Here is an 18,344-nt window from a genome sequence, read left to right as displayed (position 1 = left end):
TTTCCAGTTAAAGGGTGGCCCCTAACCAATCGAGGTAGTTTCGCCAGTCATCTCGCGAACCGTGGGTCGTCTCCGAGAAATCGATTCCTTCGGCTAGGCGAGACAGCACAATCTTGGCTTGTTCGACCGTCCCCCGGGCTTCGGCAGACAGGTTCATATACCGGTAACAGTGAGCAATCTGAACGAATGCTTCCAGCGAGACGGCTTCCGTTTGATAGCGATTGGAAGCCGTCGAATAGGCTTCAATCGCATCCTTGTAGCGCGCTAACTCGAACATGGCCGCACCCTGGGCGAAGTAGCAATTCCGCAAAATCTTCGCCTCGACCGGATGGAGGTCGGCCTGCATTTCGAGCTTGGTCGTCAGTTCATATTCCAGGTCGTTGTAGATATCAATCGCGCTTTCGAGGTGATCTTTCACTTCCTTATCGAACTTGATCCGCTGCGTTTCGATGTTCACCAAACGGAACTTCTTTTTGGGAAGCATCGACGAGCGTCGATGGCACTCGGCAATCAGGTAGCGAGCACTGATGGAACGAGGGTCATCCGGATAACGACGCACGGCCGCATGCAGGTACTTGATCGCACCCTTGTAGCTTTCGTTGCTCTGTTCCAGGAACTGAAACGCCTCGCGAGGAATGCTTTCCGGGGCTTCCAGGGCACCTTTGACGCGGGCCTGGGCCTCGAACATCTCGCCTTCCAAGTGCAGCACCTGCCCGAGGGCAAACAGCGAGTCTTGCCATTCACGGCTGCGGGGTTCAAGGCGACCATCATCCAGGTTCGCCGTGAGTACGCTTTTTGCCTCGGCCAGCTTGCCTAGTTCCATGTAGGCTTCGCCGCCAAGCACGCGTGCCTCGTAAGTCGATGGATCTTTCGGATAGAACTCCAGGCACTCGTTGATCGGATCCAAGGCATCTTCAGCGCGATCAAGTGCGATCAATGCCCGAGCTGTGGCAACCAGCGCACGAGGCTGATGTTCGCGCGTTTCGTAGCGTTGGTATTCAGCAAGAATCTCGACGGCTTTGCTGAAGTCCTGCCCACGCAGGTAGGCAGAAGCGCTGTTCCAGAGGTCATTCGTATATTCGGCCGTTGCGAAACGATGCTCGGCCAGGTCGAGGTAAACCTTGCCGGCACTGCGAAAGCGAAAGCGTGACTTCTTACGCATGTCGAGCGATTCATTGAAAGGGACCTTGTCGGCCTGATGCTCGAGGTATTCCCCCCAAGCATGCTGCACGTCGGCTTCTATCTGGAGGGCCTGATCGGCAGGAAATAAGGGACGTAGTGCCTGAGCGACCTCGACCGCCGGAGCGAACTTCTCGGCTGACTTCCAGGCATCAATCGCTCGGGTCACTCGTTGACGAAACTCGACCTCGTCCACCCATGGGTTTTCGTACTGGCCGCTGAGCGTTGCTTCGCGTAGTGCTCGCCGATAGATCTCGACTGCTTCTTCATCCTTGTTATCGGCACGAAGCAGTTCGGCTTCTTCCAGCCCGGCGGCAACGCTTTCTGGTGTTCGATAGTAAATCTTTCGCGTCCGCGAAGCCTGCTCCTTGGCTTCATCCAACTGCTCGTTGGCCCGCAGCATGACTGCTAACAGATACGAAGCCTTGCGGGTCGAGTCCGCGGCAACTAACTGATTTCCAGCCGCGTTGCGGAACATGCGAATAGCCGTGTTGAGCGAGTCTTGGGCCTGTTCCTTTTCCCCGGCTGCCAGATGCTCTTCATACCGACGACGAGCAACCAATCCTTGCACAATCACGCCATCGACATAGCTTGGCGAAGTAGGAGGAATTTCGAGAATCGTCTCCAACGTTTCGTCTAGTTGTCCCAGTTCGTATTGGATATGCGCCAAGCGAATGAGGGATTCTGACTTTTGATCTGGGGTGAGCACCGGATGGTCATCGTACAGTCGGCTCCACTTCAAAGCTTGCTCAAGATTCTTGGGGGTAGTGGGCCGGATCGCCAAGTAGCAGTCCGCCAAAGCGTTTTCGATTTCAAGCTGATGCAAAGGGTAATCAGCGTAAATTTTCGTTAGGGACTTAATGGCCTTTTCGTACTGCTTCGATTCCATCTGGCTGATGCCAAGCAAGTACTCGCCGCGGATCTCGTACTCAGGCGGAAATCCTCGCTCGCGGGCCGTTTCCAAATGCTGAACGGCGACGCGATAGACCGTCTCGCGGTCTTTAGGATTCAGAAAACCCTTGGCTTCGTCATGCAGAATCATGCCCAGCAGAAACGACGCGGCGCCTTGATAGGGAGGTTCGACGCGGAGGTCGTCGACATGGGTGCGAGCAATGTCGCGGGCCTTGGTGACTTCTCCCTTTTCGTAAGCATCGATCGCCGCGGCCAAGGATTGGTCTTCGCCGTCGCCGCCATGCAAGATCACCCAAGAGATCCCGGAAACAAGTCCAGCCACAACGACCGCGCCAACAATCAGAAAGATCCGATTGCCCAGCATGTCCGTGAAACTACCGCGAGGTGTCGTCCCCTCGGTCGATTCAGGAGCGTCGTTTTGGCCAGTTGCGGTCGACATCGAAAATTGTTCTCAAGTTCCTCTGTGGCTCAAGCCGATATCGAAACCGGGAAGCTTCGCAATCAACTTTCCACGCGATGATTCAAATCAAGTCGCGATTCAACGCGAGCGCACGCAGGCGCACGGATTTTCGCGGGACGATATGTACAGAAATGCCGCGAAACAGGTCAAGACAGGATCGCTAAGAAGTCCTGGCACGGGCGATTGAATCCCCGGCCGGCGTCCCAAATCCAATAAAGTGCCAGCATTGCCGGCATGTGAAATTAGCAATGAGGTCGATAATCTTTTACGCAGAAAAAGCTTGCTAGAAGAATAGAACGACAAAGAAAAACCCTCGCCGAGGCGAGGGTTTTCCAGTGCTATCAAGGAAGGACTAACGCCAACTCCGGGAGCGTTACTTCAAGACCTGGCCCATGACCCAACCGTTCATGTCTTCTAGCATGTCGGTCATGATGCCATCGCCGCAGAGATATTCACGGACATCCATCTTCAGCCCGGCACTGTGGCCAAGACGAATGTCTCCGCAAAGCTGCTGTTCGGTGTAGTAGGTGCTTTCGTGGCAGTGCATCAACAAAATGGGAAGTTGCTCGCACAGGCCCAAGTTTCGCAGTGGGGCGTACCCACTGGGAAAAGGACCATTGATCGAGATCACCCCAGCGTAGTCACCAGGATTTTGCAGAGCCAAACGCAAAGCCATCGTCGCACCATCCTGGTAGCCAGCCAGAAAAACACGGCGACGATGAATGTTGAATTGATCCGATGCCGACTCGATCGCCATTTCTACGCGACGCGAGGCAGCATCGATGTTGACCTCATCTTGTGACCAGTAGTAGCTGGCAAGCTCGCTGCCGGTATCACGCGTGTGACGACGTGTACCACGAGGACCAACCGCAACAAAATTGCGAGTACTGGTCAGGGGCATGATTCGCCGCAACTGGGACTCGTTATCAAACGCCCCGTGCAACCAGACGATCAGCGGATACGCGTAGCCTGGTTCGTAATGCAGCGGGGTGAACAACTCCAGCGGGCAACTCTGGTTGGAATCTCGCCGGATGCGAAATTCGTAAACCTTGCTCTGCTGGACGCTCAGATTGGACGAATGGTTCGTTGGAAGCGCTGGCGTGTCTAAACGTTTCATGAAGACGTTCTGCGGACTCTCGGTGTTGGTTGTTCGGAGAGTGAAGCCCAAATGTGGCGATGTTCGCCAAATGGGTCAAGATCAGCCTCACCATCTTTTTGACTGAGCTACTTCACTTGAGTAATGCCAACGCTGAGAAATCGTTTTCTAGCGTCCTGCGCGACTTCCTTGTCGCCCCGTTGGAACAAGCATTGAAACACGAATGACTGAGGGAAACAATCTTGCTAGCGAGACCGACGATTCCTAAATTTTCTTTGCGAAAATCATGGTCCAGGATATGCATGGACCATGATTCGTCCGTCACCGACGCGTTTCCCTGGTCGAACAAACTTTCGCCTACGAAGCTAAAAGTTTGTCCATGGCTTCGACCAATCCCTTGACCGCGTCGACGCTCTTTTGGAAGTCCGACTTTTCCTGTTCGGTCAGATCGAGTTCGACGACTTTCTCAACTCCGTCGGAACCGAGGATGACAGGCACGCCAACGTAGTAGCCACCCACGCCGTATTCCTTATCGCAGTAAGCGGCACAAGGAATCAAACGCTTCTTATCGCGCACGATTGCTTCGACCATTTGAGCCGTGGCAGCCGCTGGTGCGTAGTAGGCACTACCCGTCTTAAGCAAGCCCACGATCTCGGCACCACCCTTACGAGCGCGATCGACGATTTCTTCCAGACGCTTTTCGTCCATCAAGCGAGTCACGGGAATGCCACCCACCGAAGTACACGACGGCATCGGCACCATCGTATCGCCGTGACCACCCATCAGCATGGCGGAAACGTCTTCGACACTCACGCCAAGTTCCATGGCGATGAACGTGCGGTAGCGGGCCGTATCCAAGACGCCGGCTTGTCCCATCACGCGATTGGCAGGGAAACCGCTGACCTTCTGGGCCTGTTGAACCATGGCATCCAGTGGGTTGCTGACCACGATGATCGCACAGTTGGGACTGGTCGTTTTGATTTGTTCGGTCACGGCGGTAACGATCTTGGCGTTGGTCGCCAACAGGTCGTCACGGCTCATGCCTGGCTTACGAGGAATACCGGCGGTGATGACGACAACATCGCTGTCCTTGGTGTCCGCGTAGTCGGTGGTACCGACGATGTTGCTGTCGAAGCCGACGATCGGCGAGGCCTGCATCAGGTCGAGAGCCTTGCCCTTGGGCATGTCCTCGGTTTGCGGAATGTCCAGCAGCACAACGTCACCCAGTTCGGCAGCCGCACACCAGTGAGCACAAGTGGCCCCCACGTTACCGGCACCGACAATCGTGATCTTGGCTCGTTTCATGAGAAAGTTCTCCTCAAAAGCCCAGCTACGGCTGGGGTTAATGGTTGAAGACATGTCCGCAAAGTGAATTGCCTGAAGCTGTTAAGCGATGCAAGGCGAGTCTGAAGCTGAATATGGGCGCGCCGCCAGTGATTATCAAGAGGGCTTGACGGCCGAACGCCGATCTTCCAGAAGGTTCGTCACGATTTAACGTCGGCGAGAAGCCGGTTTACGAGAGAACACAACGCCAAACGCAATCCCCACCCCAGCCACGACGCCCAAAACTACCAACATGGCAAGTACGAATTGGTTCGTCTCGGGGTTACTGGGAGCCGCATATTTTTCAACGTTTGCCGCAATAAACAGCGGGCTGATCTGCCGTCGGGTGAAGTCTTCCTGAGACATAAACGGTGAACGATAGGCCCAAAGCTTGAAGAAAGGCCCAGTCACGGCAACCGACTGATGCAGGTCCTTTCCCACGGATAGCCCAGGGGGAAGCTCAGGCACACAAACGAGCACGGGATAATCGCCTGTGAACTGCTTTCGCGTCGACTCGTCTCCGGCGCGCTGCGATACGATCGGATTGGCGATGGGTACGAAGACCGCTAGTTCGTAGTAATGGTCGATGCCCAGCCGCTGCTGGATATCTTCGTCATCGACTTCAATCTTGGTGATGCGACGGCAAAGCCCGGTAAGCCGCATGAATCGGGCGCGGTATTTCTGTGGGGCAACCATCAAGCCCTCTTGAGGCTCGGTCAGGTACTGCGAAACGATTTGATCCGACATGGCCGTTTGCTGATCAAGCGGAATACGCTTGACGGCGGCCATCATCTGATAGAACGGCTCGCGTTCGAGCCCTTCGAACTTGACGCGATCTTTGATGTGGGAAAGCTCTCCGATGTCCATCCCCTGCTCCGCCAATCGAACCTGATCGGCCGTCACGCCCAGATCATGATTGGGCTCCTTGGGATGCCACGAAATCTTGGGAGTCGCGAAGACGAAGCCTTGGCGATTGTCATCGGTCTTAAATGGCTTGAGAAAAATACCAGGACAACTGATCGGTGCTCCCACGATATTCTTTTCGGGATTGAGCGTGACCTTCCAGGGATGCGGAATGTCTTGCACGACGATGGTGCCGAGCGTCGTTCCGCTGGGCGTATCGAGCATGGCATCCACTTCGTAGTAGCTCGACAATCCCACACTTTCGACCGCTTCTTTCGGCACCGTCACCTCGCGTATGGCTTCGACATTGCCAGTGAGCAAAAAGACCTCTAGCCGATGCTTCTCGGGATTCTTCTCAAGATCCTCCCAAGGTGTTTCCAACTTCAGCCAGCGTGTTATCCGATGTGGCTGAAGACGCCGCGTCCGTGTGAGCGCACGAATGATCGCCTCTTGCTCGCTATCCTCCAGCGGCTGGCCGTCGAGAAACATCTGCAGGTAACTGTCGCCGAAGTCGATCAGTTCAAAGAATTCTCGGGCTGACATTTTGTCGAAATCAGGGACGCGATCCTCGGCCGGGTTATCTTCGATTTCGGAAGGTTCCCCCTCGGCCATCGGCGATTGGTTGCCCGCATCCTGGGCACTCAGCAAACCACTCCCGCATAGGAGCAGCAAAATCACAGCGAGATATTGCAAGTTGAAATTATCCAGTAGATGGGTCATCAGATTCTTCGGACGACGAATGGTTCTTCATTTGTGCCGACAAAGCACCGAGTTGGTCGCGGACTGAAACCCCTACCGAGATATCAGCCGCTTTTTCCTCAAACTGCTTTCGATTGCGATTGCGTACCAGCTTTTCAACCTCGGAGTCACGGTTGCGGTTATTCCACCAGATGAAACCAACCACGCCGACGGCACCCAGTAGCGTGCAACCAGTTCCGATGGCAATCTCGAGCCCCGTGATCTCATGCTGGATCGTGGCCGGTGCCTGCCAGTTCACATCTTTTGCCAAAAGAAGGGGGGCCGTCATCGTACCACCTTTGGCGGCATACACCCACTTCTTAAAGTAAACGGCTTGTAGCGAGGCCGTTTCGTGAATCTCGTTGCCCACGGGAAACCCCTCGGGCAGATTCATACTGTAAACAACAATCGGTGAATTATCTCCTCCCGAAAAGACCCATAGCTGCCACAGGTTGCCAGCCCGTTCATCGAGCGGATTTGGCGGAAGCTTGACACACCTCCGGACGGTACCCTGGATGGTCACCAACTTGCCGCGGTAGAGCTTCGACTGTTGAAACAATTGCCCGAACTGAACCAGCGGAGCATGCTGGGCCGACAAATCCTGGGCCGTTGCCTCGCGCATGTTGTCGAAAACCTGAGACCAGGCCTCAAAGTCCGCGGCACGAAATGGACTGCTATCCTCGACCAAGGCCAGTGCTTCGGGTTTTGCCCAAACCTTGTCATGGGCCTCTTCATTACTGGTCTTCCCTTTGTCTCCCAGGGTATACGGCGTGGCGGGGGGGCGATTCTCGACGACCCGAAATTCCCCCTCGGTACCGTTATCGCCGGCAACCGCCCTGCGGGGGACCTCGATTTGATCTCGGGTAACGCGTACGGGATCATTGGATACGATTTCTTCCGACGCTTCATCCGGGGCGATCCAACGCCAGGTCTCAGGGTCAGCCGCTCGAATCATGAGAACGATCACCAATCCCAACGAGCCGACAAGCATCATCAGGCGCAGCTGCTCACCTCGCGCAAAGTAATTTCGCGGAGGTTTTCGATCCGATTTTGGTGACTCAGGAGTAACGTGTGACATGTCTCAAATTATACGCGCTACGGGAAGTGACTCACGCAACTACGGTGAAACTCGTTTAGCCGAGCGATCGTGAGCAACTTGCCAGCCGCGAATCAGCGAGTAAGCGGCCACTCCCTTAAATCTAGATTCAGAAAAGAGATACGGCAACACGGCAAAAACCGAGCCGCCATCCAGGCCTTGCCTCGCGCCTTCGCTGAACTCTATGGTATCATGGGTTTTATCTCGAAATACGCTCCCCTTTCTGGGAATAATCCAATTCGTTGCCTACGAATCCTTAGTTAGGAGGAGTTGATTGACAGCCTCTTGCTTGGCTCCCACCTGGCAGGAATCGTTCATTCAGTTCTTCTCTGGAGTTTGCGTTGGCTCTTTCCGCCGAGCAGTTTCACCGATTGGTCGACCAGCATGGCCCGACGCTTTATCGCGTTGCCTATCGTTTGATGGGTAATCGCCATGATGCCGAGGACGTGGTGCAGGACGCTTTCCGATCGGTTTGGGACAGCCGCGATCGATTTGACGCAGAAAAGGGAGAGCGAGCCTGGCTGATTGCTATTCTCCGTCGTCGTGTTGTCGACCGATGGCGTCGCAAAAAGCAGCCAATGCCCCTTTCCGACCACGATGAGACCACCCCTGAATTGGTCGCACCCGTTGAACCGGAACAAGGATTCAGCGACGAGATGCAGGCTGCTTTACAGTGTCTCTCGGAAGAGCTTCGTGAGGCAATTCTGTTGGTGGTCGTTGGCGAACTGACCCACCAGGAGGCCGCGGACCTGCTGAAAGTTCCCCTGGGAACGGTCCTTTCCCGCGTGAGTCGTGCTCGCAAGAAACTTCATCTAGAATTATCCACACGATTGTCATCCTGATCATTCAGCACGACAGTACCTATCAATAACACCAATACCAGCATTACAACCAACCGATTTCACCGTGAACCCTTCCGACCACGATCACGAACTTGACCGTCAACTGCGAGAGGTCGCCGTGCCGACTGATCTCGTTGCCCGGCTCAAGTGCATCCCCGAGGCTGCCGAGATCGACGCAGCCCTCGATCGTGAGTTGTCTGCCGTTGAGGTTCCCGCCGGTCTTACCGATCAACTTCACGAGATTGCCGCCTCGCAGGCGCTGGTTACTCGAAACGTTCGCGAGCGTAGTGCCGCAAGTCGCCGTTCTCCCATTGCCTGGGCTGCTGCCCTGTGGACGATTGCAGCTACCTTACTCGTCGCATTTGGCATGGGTTGGGTGTGGCAGCTTAACTGGAAGACGGATATCGCAAAGAACGACCCGGTATCGGTCATCCCGGTTCCAGATAGTCGCCCGGAGCGATCTCTGGCACTCGAATGGCTTGGCCCGACCGGGGCCGAAATCGACGCTCATACGGAGACCCCGGAACTGAGCCCTCTGACCGACATGCAACCCTTCTGGCCGGTGATCACCGAAGTACCCCCGCCAGAAACGCAGGTCTCACAAGTGGACGTTCCGAGAATCAAATCTCTTTCAGAAGAATTGCCGGACGATCTTCTCGCCAACACATTCTTGATGCGTTGGCAGCCGCTGGGTGCGAACCCCATGATTGATTCGATGCACGGTCGCCCTCAGTTGTTACTGCCGGCGGCCGGCGCCGTTTCCTATTTCCCTGAGTCGCAAGCGTACGATCGAGAATTCCTCTTGCGGGAAGCTGCCCACCCGTTTGCTTCGCCACAGCATCCTTCGATACGATCGACGAGCGTGCCGGTAACCGGGTCTCAGAAGAGCTTTGAAAATAGCCTCTTTTCCGAGAACCCCCTTTCACCTGAGGTACTGGAAAACGCCCGCACGGAAGAGTGGCTCGCCGCGACCGGCAAGTTTTACGTGCCGGCTCAGCCGAACCAGATCGAACTTCGCACGGCAGCCGGTCCAGCGGTGTTTGCCGGAGCAGGCACGCAACTCCTGGAAATCGGAATCGTAGCTGGTTCGACCGATCCCAAGAATCGCGCTCCGGTTCACCTCACTGTGGCGATTACGCCTCCTGATTCCCGGCAACACGCCCGGCAAACTTGGCTGCCCGTCAAGATCGCCCTGCGCGAGATGATCGAGCACCTCCGGCCGCACGACACCGCCACCTTGGTCGTCATGTCCGATGTTCCCTACGTCTTGATCGATGATGCTAACAGTCAGCATCGTGACGAATGGTTTGCCGCACTCGACCAGATCGACGCAGGCAGCCCCTCGAATCTTGCCGAAGGGATTCGTTTCGCTTCGGCAACCTCGCTGACCAAGGCCGGATTCGGCGATATTCGCCGCTCGCTGGTCGTGCTTTCCGATCGATTCCCCGCACTTGACGCCGCAACCAATCAGCAACTTCGCCCCCTGATTGAGAATGCTTCGCAGCAGGGCATTGCCTTCAGTTGGATTCAACTCGAAGACGAGAACTACGCGTCCCTCGTCCCTGTCCCGACTGCCCTGAAGGGCGTGGGCAACTGGCAGGTAACCAACTCACTGCAACGACTTGGCCGCATTTTGAATCAGCAGATTCACGGGGCATCGACCCTGATCGGCACCAATCCGAGCGTTCGGGTCAACTGGAACGAAAAGTCGGTCGCCCAGTATCGACTGATTGGATATCAGCCGGAAGGTGGTCATTTTGTATCCACCTCCGACACACGCGAGTTTCACGCACTTGAAAGTGGCACGCTGTTGTTGGAATTGGTTCTCCCTGAGGACGGTCCCAACGACATCGCGACGATTGAGCTGACCTGGCACGATACCCAAGGCAAGAAGCAAAAGTCGGTGCAGAAAGTGAGTCGCCTCCAATTTGCTTCGTCTTGGCAGGCATCTCCGTTATCGTTGCAAGCAGCACAGCTTACCCAGCAATGCCTGGCCTTATATCAGAATTCGTACTTTTCAAGACGACGTGGTAACACGATCGATGAATTAGATAATTGGACTTCCACCCTGAATCCTGCAATCCGGCAACATGCGAGCTACCCACGACTGGAAGTCCTGTTGCCGAGCCTGCATGATTAGGTCAGGATGGAAGTTCACCCGAATACGGCCAGCCGTGAATCGTTACGGTTGGGCCGATCATTTGACAAAAGGAACAGCACCTCCTCCCCCATCTCTTCTTGAGAGCATCTGTACGATCGCAACCATCAGGGGCTTGCGCTCGTATTGGATGTGGACAATCAGCCTTTTCGCCTTCACAATCGAGCTTGCCTGTCGGCACCGGTTACCACCGAGAAGTCTTCGTCCGGGTAGAGGTTTCGCCTTGTCTTTGAGGATAGAATCAATGCGGATTACCAAGCAGATTTTGCTCGCTACCGGCCTTCTTTTGGCGTTTTCGTCGATTACGACGGCCAAAGAACCGTTCGACGAATTCTTTAATGGCCTTTTGCAACGCGGGTACCACGAGCAAGCGATCTGGTACATCGAGTCGATGGCCAACAATCCAGGGCTGTCGGACGACGTCAAGAAGACGCTCGACTACCGCAAGGCACTGGCTCAGATCGAATCGGCTCGCCGAAGTGCGAATCTTGACTCGCGTGAGGAACTGCTAGTTGCTGCCGGTGAGAACCTGGCCAAGTTCCTCAAAGCCAACCCGCAAAGCGATCGTGTGATCGATGCGACGATTCAACGCGGCAATGTCCTGTCTGACCAGGCTCGTCTGGCGGAAGCCCGAGCACGTCGCGAGGAAAAGCCGGCTGACAAGAAGCCCCTCCTGGACACGGCTCACAAACGCTACGAAGAAGCGCGGAAAGTCTTTGAAGACGCCAACAAACAGATTCGTGAAGCACTGACCGCATTACCCAAGGTGCTCGATCCGTCGAAGGATGCCGCCAAGATCGCGTTTCGCGATGAAATGCGGGCCTCTTACATCCAAACGCAGTTGCTCGCTTCGAACTGTCTCTTCGAGATGGCCAAGACCCTTCCCGAAGATAATCCAGATCGCAAGAAGCAACTGGAACAGGCAGCCAAGGAGTTCGGCGAAACGTACAGCAAGTATAAGTCGCGTCTGGCTGGTCTGTATGCCCGTTTGTACGAAGCTCAAGCTCAGCAGGCCCTGGGCAAATCGAAGGAAGCAATCGCCATCTACGTCGACGACCTGATGCTGTTGGGCGATCAGCCGGAACAATTCCGGCAGGTCAAACTGAAAGCCGCGATCGGCCTGGCCGAAATCTGGGTGAAGCAGGACGAACAAGCCAAGGTCCTAAAGGACATCGCCCCGTGGCTGGCAAGCCAGCAACTACGAGCCAACCAGGAACGGGACGAAGATTGGCTGAACATCAAGTTGATTGTCGCCAAAGCCTACAAGAAGGATGCCGACGGCCGCGACAACAAGGATAAGCAGCGAGGTGAAAGCCGCCGCGAAGCATTGAAGCTGGCTGTCGACGTCGCCAAGTATCCGAGCGAGTTCCAAAAAGAGGCGTTGCAAATCCGCACCGACCTGCAAGGGGAGGATGCCGTTGCTCAAGACGAGTCCGAAGCGAAGACCTTTGAAGAAGCCGTCACCGCTGGGCGCGATCTTATCACCGAAGCCAACACCCAAAGCTTCGCGGTGAAGAAGATGCAAGCCGACATGAAGGCCACCAAGGACAAGGCCACCAAAGACCAATTGGCCAGCCAGATCGAAGCCGACCAGAAAATCGTTGATGAAACGTTTCGCAAAGCGGAAGGCAAGTTCCAGCAGGCCCTGCAACTGGCCGACCGCGACACGCCTTCGGACGAAGTGAACGGCGTACAGTACTTCCTGTCGTTCCTGGGCTTTCAAGATGGGGACTACTGGCAGACCTATGCTCGTGCTTCCTTCGTCGCTCAGCGTTATCCCAACAGCCCTAGTGCCAGGCCATGTGCGAAAATGGCCCTGGCGTGTGCCCTGCGACTGTTCGAGGACGCCCCGGCCGACAATCGCTCGTTCGAGTTGGGCCTGGTTCAAGACACGACCGACTTCATGGTCAAGACATGGCCAGATTCCGAAGAAGCCGGTCAGGCACTACTGGCGTTGATCGGCTTCCAACTTCAACAAGCAAGCTCGAAAGAGCTATCCTGGGATCAACAAAAAGCCATGCTGGAAGCTGCCGAAAAGTCGGTTGCCAAAATTTCTGACGGGACCGCGGCGAAAGCGGATGCCCAGTTGAAGGTCGGTCAGACGTATTGGAACCTCTTCCTTCGTGGAAATGCCCTGCGTCGTGAAGCCAAGGACAATCCTGACGCCAAGGGAGTTCCCACCGAAGAGCAACTTGCCGCCATCAAGGACAAGACGCAAAGCATCCTCTCGGCTGGGGTCGACTCGTACCAGGGGGATGACCCCGATTACAGCTATGTGCTTGGTGCGCTGTCCCTGATCCAGGTCTACACCGACATCGGCGAGCCTGAAAAGGCGGTACAGCTACTAGAAAAGAAGAACGTCGGCCTGATGAATCTGGTCGAAAACAAAAACCCAGCCGCCACACGACCAGGCGTCGACCAGTTGATCTACAAGGCTGCCGTCCGAGCCTACATTTCGGCACTCCCCAACACGACCGATGCCTCGAAGACCGAGGCGCTTATGGCCAATGCCGAGAAGGCCATGGCGCAGCTCAAGAGCCTGGTAGGTAACGATGCCGATAGTCAGAAGCAATTGGTGGCGATTTACATCTCGCTTGCCAACGACCTGAAAACGCAGTTGGATAACGCCAACCCAGCATCGAAGGTGGCTTTGGCAGGGGCGTTCGAGAAGTTCCTCAACCGCGTCGCCGAGTCCAGCACCGAGCCTAATGTTCTGAACTGGGTGGGTGAAACGTTCTATAACCTGGGGCAAAGCTTCTCGGAAGATCCAAGTTTCAACGGAGACACCAAGAGCTTCTACAACAAGGCGATCGCCGCTTATCAGCAGATCATCGACAAGTCTGGCAGTGGTTCCTTGAACCCAGCACTCGTTCAGCAAGTTCGTGTGCGTATCGCCATGGCCCAGCGTGAAATCGGCGACTACCAGCAGGCCATCACCACCTTCACCGATGTGCTGAAGGAAAAGAACATGATGGTCAACGTGCAAGTGGAAGCCGCAAAGACCTACTACATGTGGGGACTCAACGGTGGCGACTCGAAGACCTTCTACGAATCCCTGATGGGTGCTCAACCCAATCCGGAAAACAAACAGAACGTGATCTGGGGCTGGGGCCGTTTGCAGGCCATTTTGGCACGCTACGCCCAAGCCGGTGCTGACCCCTCGCCCTTCAAAGAAACGTTCTTTGAGTGTCGCTATTACCTCGCGGCCTGCCGTTACCAATTTGCTTTGTCTCAATCGAGCAAAGACAAGAAAGATCAATACCTGGCCGCTGCCGCCAAGGACATTACCTCCACGCAGTCGTTTGACCCGAGCCTGGGAGGTGCCGAGTGGTTCCAGAAATTCGATACGCTGATGCGAAAGATTCAAAAGGACCTGACCGGTGAGGCCAAAGGCCTGGACAAGCCAAGTTCCTAAGCTGTCCGAAAGTCAGGACCTCTTTTCCCAAACGATTCCCGTAAATGATCGATCTATTCGAGGAGTGATAAACAATGCGTCAGATTCTCTTACAAGCCGTCACCATGGCGCTGGTCGCCGGTGGACCGCTCTTGGCTGATTCGGTTCGCACCGACAGCGGCGCTCAAACGGGCACCATCGTTGGCGCAACCAAAGATGCCGTCCAACTGAGCAAAGGGGGCTCGAACGTCGAGATTCCCACCAACGAGATCGTTGAAATCGCACTCGACGCAGAACCGTTCGACGTCAAGACGGCCCGCCGAATGGTCCAGAACGGTCAGTTCGCTGACGCAATCGACAAGCTGCAAGGGGTCGAAGGGGGCAATAACGAACTCGTCAAGCAAGAGATCGATTTCCTGCGTGCCTACTCGATGGGTAAGCTGGCCTTGGCTGGTTCCGGCGATCGTCAAAAGGCCGCACAGGCACTGTTGGGTTTTGCGACCAGTTCTTCCAACAGCTTCCACTTCTACGACGTTGCCCGTATGCTGGGGGATCTCGCTGTTAGTGGTGGTGACTACGCTTCGGCCGCCAAGTACTACGGTGGTTTGAAGTCCGCTCCTTGGCCCGATTATCGCATGTCTGCCCAGGTCCTGGCTGGTCGAGCCTTGCTGGCCCAGGACAAAACAGCCGAAGCGATCGCGAACTTCGATGAAGTGATGGCGGCCAACGCGACCGTTTCGGGTGCTGCCCGTCAAAAGAGCTTTGCCGCCGTCGGAAAAGCCAAAGCCTTGGCTGCCAGCGGCAAGCCTGCCGAGGGAATCACGCTCGCTCAGAAAGTGGTCGACAATGCCGACCCGGATGACAAAGAACTGTTCGGCCGTGCCTACAACGCCTTGGGGCTCTGCCATCTGAAGCAAAGCAACCCGAAAGAAGCGCTTCTGGCTTACCTGCACACCGACATCCTCTTTTACACCGATCCGGAAATTCACGCCGAGGCGTTGTATTACCTTTCCAACATCTGGAAGGACCTGAACGATCCCGATCAGGCCACCGATGCACGAAACTTGCTCAATGACCGCTACCCCGGCAGCATTTGGGCTAATCGGCAATAATTCACCCAGGCTGGTGCGATTAAAAGGGAGAGTTTGCCCGAAAACGTCGGCAAACTATCGGTGCAGATGCTTTTCGAGGGGAAATTACCCAACTAAAATACGAGTCCATCTCGTCGACCATTCCCTTCAAAACAAGACCTTTCCTTCGCTCGTTTTTGAGTACAAGTGCAGGTCAAACCCGTTTCTTATTGCTTAACCAAACCACCAAGACATAGCTCAGATATTCGCCAAAGTCTGGAGAACCCAATGTTGCGTCGATCTCAAGCGTTTTCCCTGTCCCTCTGCGTGGCTTCTGTGGCCTTGATGTTGGGTATTTTTCTGACCACTCAGGCAGTCACTGCCCAAGATGCCGCAGCCGACGCCGAGCCAGCAGCAGCGGAACCAGCCGATGCTGAACCCGTAGGCAACGGTGATACGACCGCTCCAGCCGAAGCCCCCAAAACGGTCTTCGAGTGGGTTTACACCGCTTTGAGCTACTACTTCTGGATCTTCATGGTGATCTCGATCGTGTTCGTGGCCCTGCTGGTAATGAACATCATGAATGCCCGCCGCGAGAACGTCGTTCCGCTGGCCCTGGTTGAAAGCTTCGAGGCCTGTCTGGAAGAGAACCAGGTTCAAGAGGCCTACGACATGGCCAAGGAAGACGAGTCGTTCCTCGGTAAGGTTCTTTCGGCCGGTCTGGAAAAGGTCTCCCAAGGCTACGACAAAGCCATCGAAGCGATGCAGGAAGTGGGCGAAGAAGAGAACATGAAGCTCGACCACCGTCTAAGCTACCTGGCTCTGATCGGTACGCTCAGCCCGATGATCGGCTTGTTCGGTACGGTCGACGGGATGATCCAGTCGTTTAGCGTGATCGCCCGTAGTGGTGGTACGCCAGACGCTTCAGCACTGGCCAACGGTATTTCGACCGCTCTGTTCACCACGCTGGTTGGTTTGGCATTGGCCATTCCTGCGATTGCCGCCTACAACATCCTTCGCAACCGCGTCGATCGCTTGGCGTTGGAAGTTGGTATCACCAGCGAAGGTCTGATGAGCCGTTTCCAGAACGTCGGCAAGTAGTCTCCCTTTAATCCGTGTGATCTCTTTCGCGAAAAGACGTAGCTAATGAAGATCAAAAAGAATAAACGGGAGATGCTCGAAGGGGACCTAACCCCGATGATCGACATGACGTTTCAGTTGATCGCATTCTTCATGGTGCTGATCAACTTTACCCAGGCCGATCAAAACAAGAAGATTCAGCTCCCGCAGAGTGAACTGGCGAAGCCGCCCGAAGTTCCCTTTGAAAACGCCATCACCTTGCAAATGTACCAGGATGGTCTGGCGTATTTCGATGGCAACGACTACACGATGGATGCGCTGCGGCAACGTTTGGTCGTCGAGAAGCAAATTGCTGACGACTTCAAAGCGGAAACCGGCGGTGCCAAAAGCGTAACTGTCATCATTCGTGGCGATGGCCGTGTCGCCACCGGCAAAGTGCAAGAGATGATCAAGCTTTGCCAGGACGTCGGTTTTGAAAAGTTCGCCCTCAGGGCTAAAGAAGAAGCTCCCAATTAAGGGTTACGGTTAGGTTCATGAAACTTCGCAAGAACGAAGTCCACGGACGCGAAAAGATCGAAGTGCCGATGACGCCGATGATTGACATCGTGTTTCAGCTCCTCGTCTTTTTTATCATGACGTTCAAAATCGTCGCGATGGAAGGGGACTTCAACATCAACATGCCCCAGGCAGCGGCAGGGGCGCCCAGCACAAGCCTTCAGGTTCCCATGAAGCTGAAGCTGCGTGCCGGCCCAAATGGCGCCCTGCAGTCGGTGGCTCTCAACAACACCTCCTTCAGCGGAAGCGCACGAGAAAAGTTCGCTCAGTTGCAGGATGCGATCGTCGAGCAAATTGGGGTGGCCGACGGTCCGAGTTCGGCCCAGGAAGAATCGGAAATCGAAATCGATGCCGATTATCAGCTTCAATACACCTACGTCATTGAAGCCATCACGGCGGTGACTGGCCGTATTGATCCGAAGACAGGCGAAGTGCAAAAACTGATCGAGAAGATCAAGTTCGCTCCTGGGGCCGGTGGTTAACTCCCCCTGCCCTTCAACTCGACTTACGCAAAGTTCACGCTCGCGGATGAAACGCGGCGTGAACTTTTTTTAGGCGCGTCTGATCGACATGCGTGTAGATTTGAGTCGTCGCGATGCTCGCGTGTCCGAGCAACTCTTGCACCTGGCGAAGATCGGCACCGCCAGCCAACAGGTGCGTGGCAAAGCTATGCCGTAGCGTGTGAGGGCTTACCGCCGGGTCGATCCCGGCACGGCGGGCATACTTCTTGACTAGTTCCCAGATCGCCTCACGTCGCAGTGGTCGACCGGTTCGCGTGAGAAAGAACGCCGGCGAATCGAAGCCGCGTGCAGCCAGCTTGGGACGTTCCTTTTCCAGGTATTGCAGACACGCCGCGATCGCTTTTTTGCCAAGCGGGACGATCCGCTGCTTGTTCCCCTTACCGTGAAGGCGGCAATGTCCTTCATTCAAGTGAACGTTTTTTGTATCGAGTCCGGCGATCTCCGAGGCTCGGCAGCCACAAGCGTACAAGACTTCCAAAATGGCACGATCTCGCCGCCAGTAAAGGTCTTCGCTCCACGGAGCCGTTAAGAAGTCGTCGATCTGATAGGGGGGGATCACTGAAGGGATCTTTTGCCATAGCTTCTGACAACCAAGCAGTTCTGCCAGGTTGTCCTGCATGATCCCTTCCAACTGCAAGTAACGGAAGAAGACCTTCAGCGAGATGATATGCCGGGCCACCGACGCAGGGGCCAGGTTCTGCGAGTGGAGCCATGCCACGTAGTCGGAAAGCTGGGCGATGGTCAGCGTCGTGGGATTGTTGGTCCCCAGCCATGTCCTAAATCGCTGTAAATCCCGCGAATAAGCTTGGATGGTATTGGGCGAAAGATGGCATTCGTTGGTCAAATACATCACCATCGATGCGATCAGCCGCTCGGTTCGCTCCCCTTCCGGTTGGGGCAGCGGCCGTTTGAGTTTTAGTTTTAATTTTCGGGGCATCGAGATCCCAAGCTAATTTTAGGAGAGACTATCCACCGTATAGGTGTTTTCGGCACACGGCCGGGGCCGTTGTACGTTGC

The 18,344-nt window shown here is 55.3% G+C and carries 13 protein-coding genes; 7 read left to right on the top strand and 6 right to left on the bottom strand.

The features are described 5' to 3' along the window. Nucleotides 1-7: 7 nt before the first annotated feature. The 5 genes from Pan97_RS06860 to Pan97_RS06840 all read right to left on the bottom strand — a co-directional run bounded on the left by Pan97_RS06860 (nt 8) and on the right by Pan97_RS06840 (nt 7,605). Nucleotides 8-2,530, bottom strand: coding sequence for a tetratricopeptide repeat protein (locus Pan97_RS06860; RefSeq protein ID WP_144971376.1), 2,523 nt, complete (start codon nt 2,528-2,530; stop codon nt 8-10). Nucleotides 2,531-2,924: 394 nt separating this feature from the next. Then, nucleotides 2,925-3,668 (bottom strand): alpha/beta hydrolase, encoded by a 744-nt coding sequence (locus Pan97_RS06855; protein ID WP_144971375.1) that lies wholly within the window; start codon nt 3,666-3,668, stop codon nt 2,925-2,927. A gap of 336 nt (nt 3,669-4,004) precedes the next feature. Then, nucleotides 4,005-4,952, bottom strand: coding sequence for a malate dehydrogenase (gene mdh, locus Pan97_RS06850; protein ID WP_144971374.1), 948 nt, complete (start codon nt 4,950-4,952; stop codon nt 4,005-4,007). Nucleotides 4,953-5,138: 186 nt separating this feature from the next. Beyond that, a complete protein-coding gene (locus Pan97_RS06845) occupies nt 5,139-6,593 on the bottom strand; it encodes a hypothetical protein (RefSeq protein ID WP_144971373.1) in 1,455 nt (484 codons plus the stop codon). Further along, nucleotides 6,574-7,605 (bottom strand): hypothetical protein, encoded by a 1,032-nt coding sequence (locus tag Pan97_RS06840; RefSeq protein ID WP_165698643.1) that lies wholly within the window; start codon nt 7,603-7,605, stop codon nt 6,574-6,576. The genes Pan97_RS06845 and Pan97_RS06840 overlap by 20 nt, the downstream gene beginning before the upstream one ends. 443 nt (nt 7,606-8,048) lie before the next feature. Between Pan97_RS06840 and Pan97_RS06835 the strand changes: the two genes are divergently transcribed. The 7 genes from Pan97_RS06835 (at nt 8,049) to Pan97_RS06805 (ending at nt 17,288) form a co-directional block, all read left to right on the top strand. Continuing rightward, nucleotides 8,049-8,549, top strand: coding sequence for an RNA polymerase sigma factor (locus Pan97_RS06835; protein WP_144971371.1), 501 nt, complete (start codon nt 8,049-8,051; stop codon nt 8,547-8,549). Between the two features lie 64 nt (nt 8,550-8,613). Then, complete coding sequence (locus tag Pan97_RS06830) at nt 8,614-10,689, top strand: vWA domain-containing protein (RefSeq protein WP_144971370.1); 2,076 nt, start codon at nt 8,614-8,616, stop codon at nt 10,687-10,689. 262 nt (nt 10,690-10,951) lie between these two features. After that, nucleotides 10,952-14,122: a tetratricopeptide repeat protein gene (locus Pan97_RS06825; RefSeq protein WP_144971369.1), complete on the top strand. Its 3,171-nt coding sequence runs from the start codon at nt 10,952-10,954 to the stop codon at nt 14,120-14,122. A gap of 74 nt (nt 14,123-14,196) precedes the next feature. Beyond that, entirely contained in the window at nt 14,197-15,213 is a 1,017-nt protein-coding gene (locus tag Pan97_RS06820) for a tetratricopeptide repeat protein (RefSeq protein WP_144971368.1), read from the top strand. Nucleotides 15,214-15,459: 246 nt separating this feature from the next. Continuing rightward, nucleotides 15,460-16,272 carry a MotA/TolQ/ExbB proton channel family protein gene (locus tag Pan97_RS06815; RefSeq protein ID WP_144971367.1) on the top strand — a complete coding sequence of 271 codons (813 nt, stop codon included), beginning with the start codon at nt 15,460-15,462 and terminating at the stop codon, nt 16,270-16,272. Nucleotides 16,273-16,317: 45 nt separating this feature from the next. Beyond that, complete coding sequence (locus tag Pan97_RS06810; RefSeq protein WP_144971366.1) at nt 16,318-16,767, top strand: ExbD/TolR family protein; 450 nt, start codon at nt 16,318-16,320, stop codon at nt 16,765-16,767. A 17-nt stretch (nt 16,768-16,784) separates the two neighbouring features. Continuing rightward, entirely contained in the window at nt 16,785-17,288 is a 504-nt protein-coding gene (locus Pan97_RS06805; RefSeq protein WP_144971365.1) for an ExbD/TolR family protein, read from the top strand. 34 nt (nt 17,289-17,322) lie between these two features. Here the strand turns inward: Pan97_RS06805 and xerD are convergent, their stop codons facing one another. Next, nucleotides 17,323-18,264, bottom strand: coding sequence for a site-specific tyrosine recombinase XerD (xerD, locus tag Pan97_RS06800; protein WP_144971364.1), 942 nt, complete (start codon nt 18,262-18,264; stop codon nt 17,323-17,325). Nucleotides 18,265-18,344 lie beyond the last annotated feature (80 nt).

This window comes from Bremerella volcania (assembly GCF_007748115.1).
Taxonomy (GTDB): domain Bacteria; phylum Planctomycetota; class Planctomycetia; order Pirellulales; family Pirellulaceae; genus Bremerella; species Bremerella volcania.
The sequence above is the reverse complement of the archived record's forward strand: the minus strand, read 5'-3'. Positions and strand labels throughout refer to the sequence as shown.

What these genes read in the sequence shown, in the direction of transcription:
- Pan97_RS06860 (WP_144971376.1), bottom strand. Translation starts at nt 2,530, where the DNA reads ATGTCGACCGCAACTGGCCAAAACGACGCTCCTGAATCGACCGAGGGG.
- Pan97_RS06845 (WP_144971373.1), bottom strand. Translation starts at nt 6,593, where the DNA reads ATGACCCATCTACTGGATAATTTCAACTTGCAATATCTCGCTGTGATT.
- Pan97_RS06820 (WP_144971368.1), top strand. Translation starts at nt 14,197, where the DNA reads ATGCGTCAGATTCTCTTACAAGCCGTCACCATGGCGCTGGTCGCCGGT.
- Pan97_RS06855 (WP_144971375.1), bottom strand. Translation starts at nt 3,668, where the DNA reads ATGAAACGTTTAGACACGCCAGCGCTTCCAACGAACCATTCGTCCAAT.
- Pan97_RS06810 (WP_144971366.1), top strand. Translation starts at nt 16,318, where the DNA reads ATGAAGATCAAAAAGAATAAACGGGAGATGCTCGAAGGGGACCTAACC.
- Pan97_RS06825 (WP_144971369.1), top strand. Translation starts at nt 10,952, where the DNA reads ATGCGGATTACCAAGCAGATTTTGCTCGCTACCGGCCTTCTTTTGGCG.
- Pan97_RS06805 (WP_144971365.1), top strand. Translation starts at nt 16,785, where the DNA reads ATGAAACTTCGCAAGAACGAAGTCCACGGACGCGAAAAGATCGAAGTG.
- xerD (WP_144971364.1), bottom strand. Translation starts at nt 18,264, where the DNA reads ATGCCCCGAAAATTAAAACTAAAACTCAAACGGCCGCTGCCCCAACCG.
- Pan97_RS06815 (WP_144971367.1), top strand. Translation starts at nt 15,460, where the DNA reads ATGTTGCGTCGATCTCAAGCGTTTTCCCTGTCCCTCTGCGTGGCTTCT.
- Pan97_RS06840 (WP_165698643.1), bottom strand. Translation starts at nt 7,605, where the DNA reads ATGATGCTTGTCGGCTCGTTGGGATTGGTGATCGTTCTCATGATTCGA.
- mdh (WP_144971374.1), bottom strand. Translation starts at nt 4,952, where the DNA reads ATGAAACGAGCCAAGATCACGATTGTCGGTGCCGGTAACGTGGGGGCC.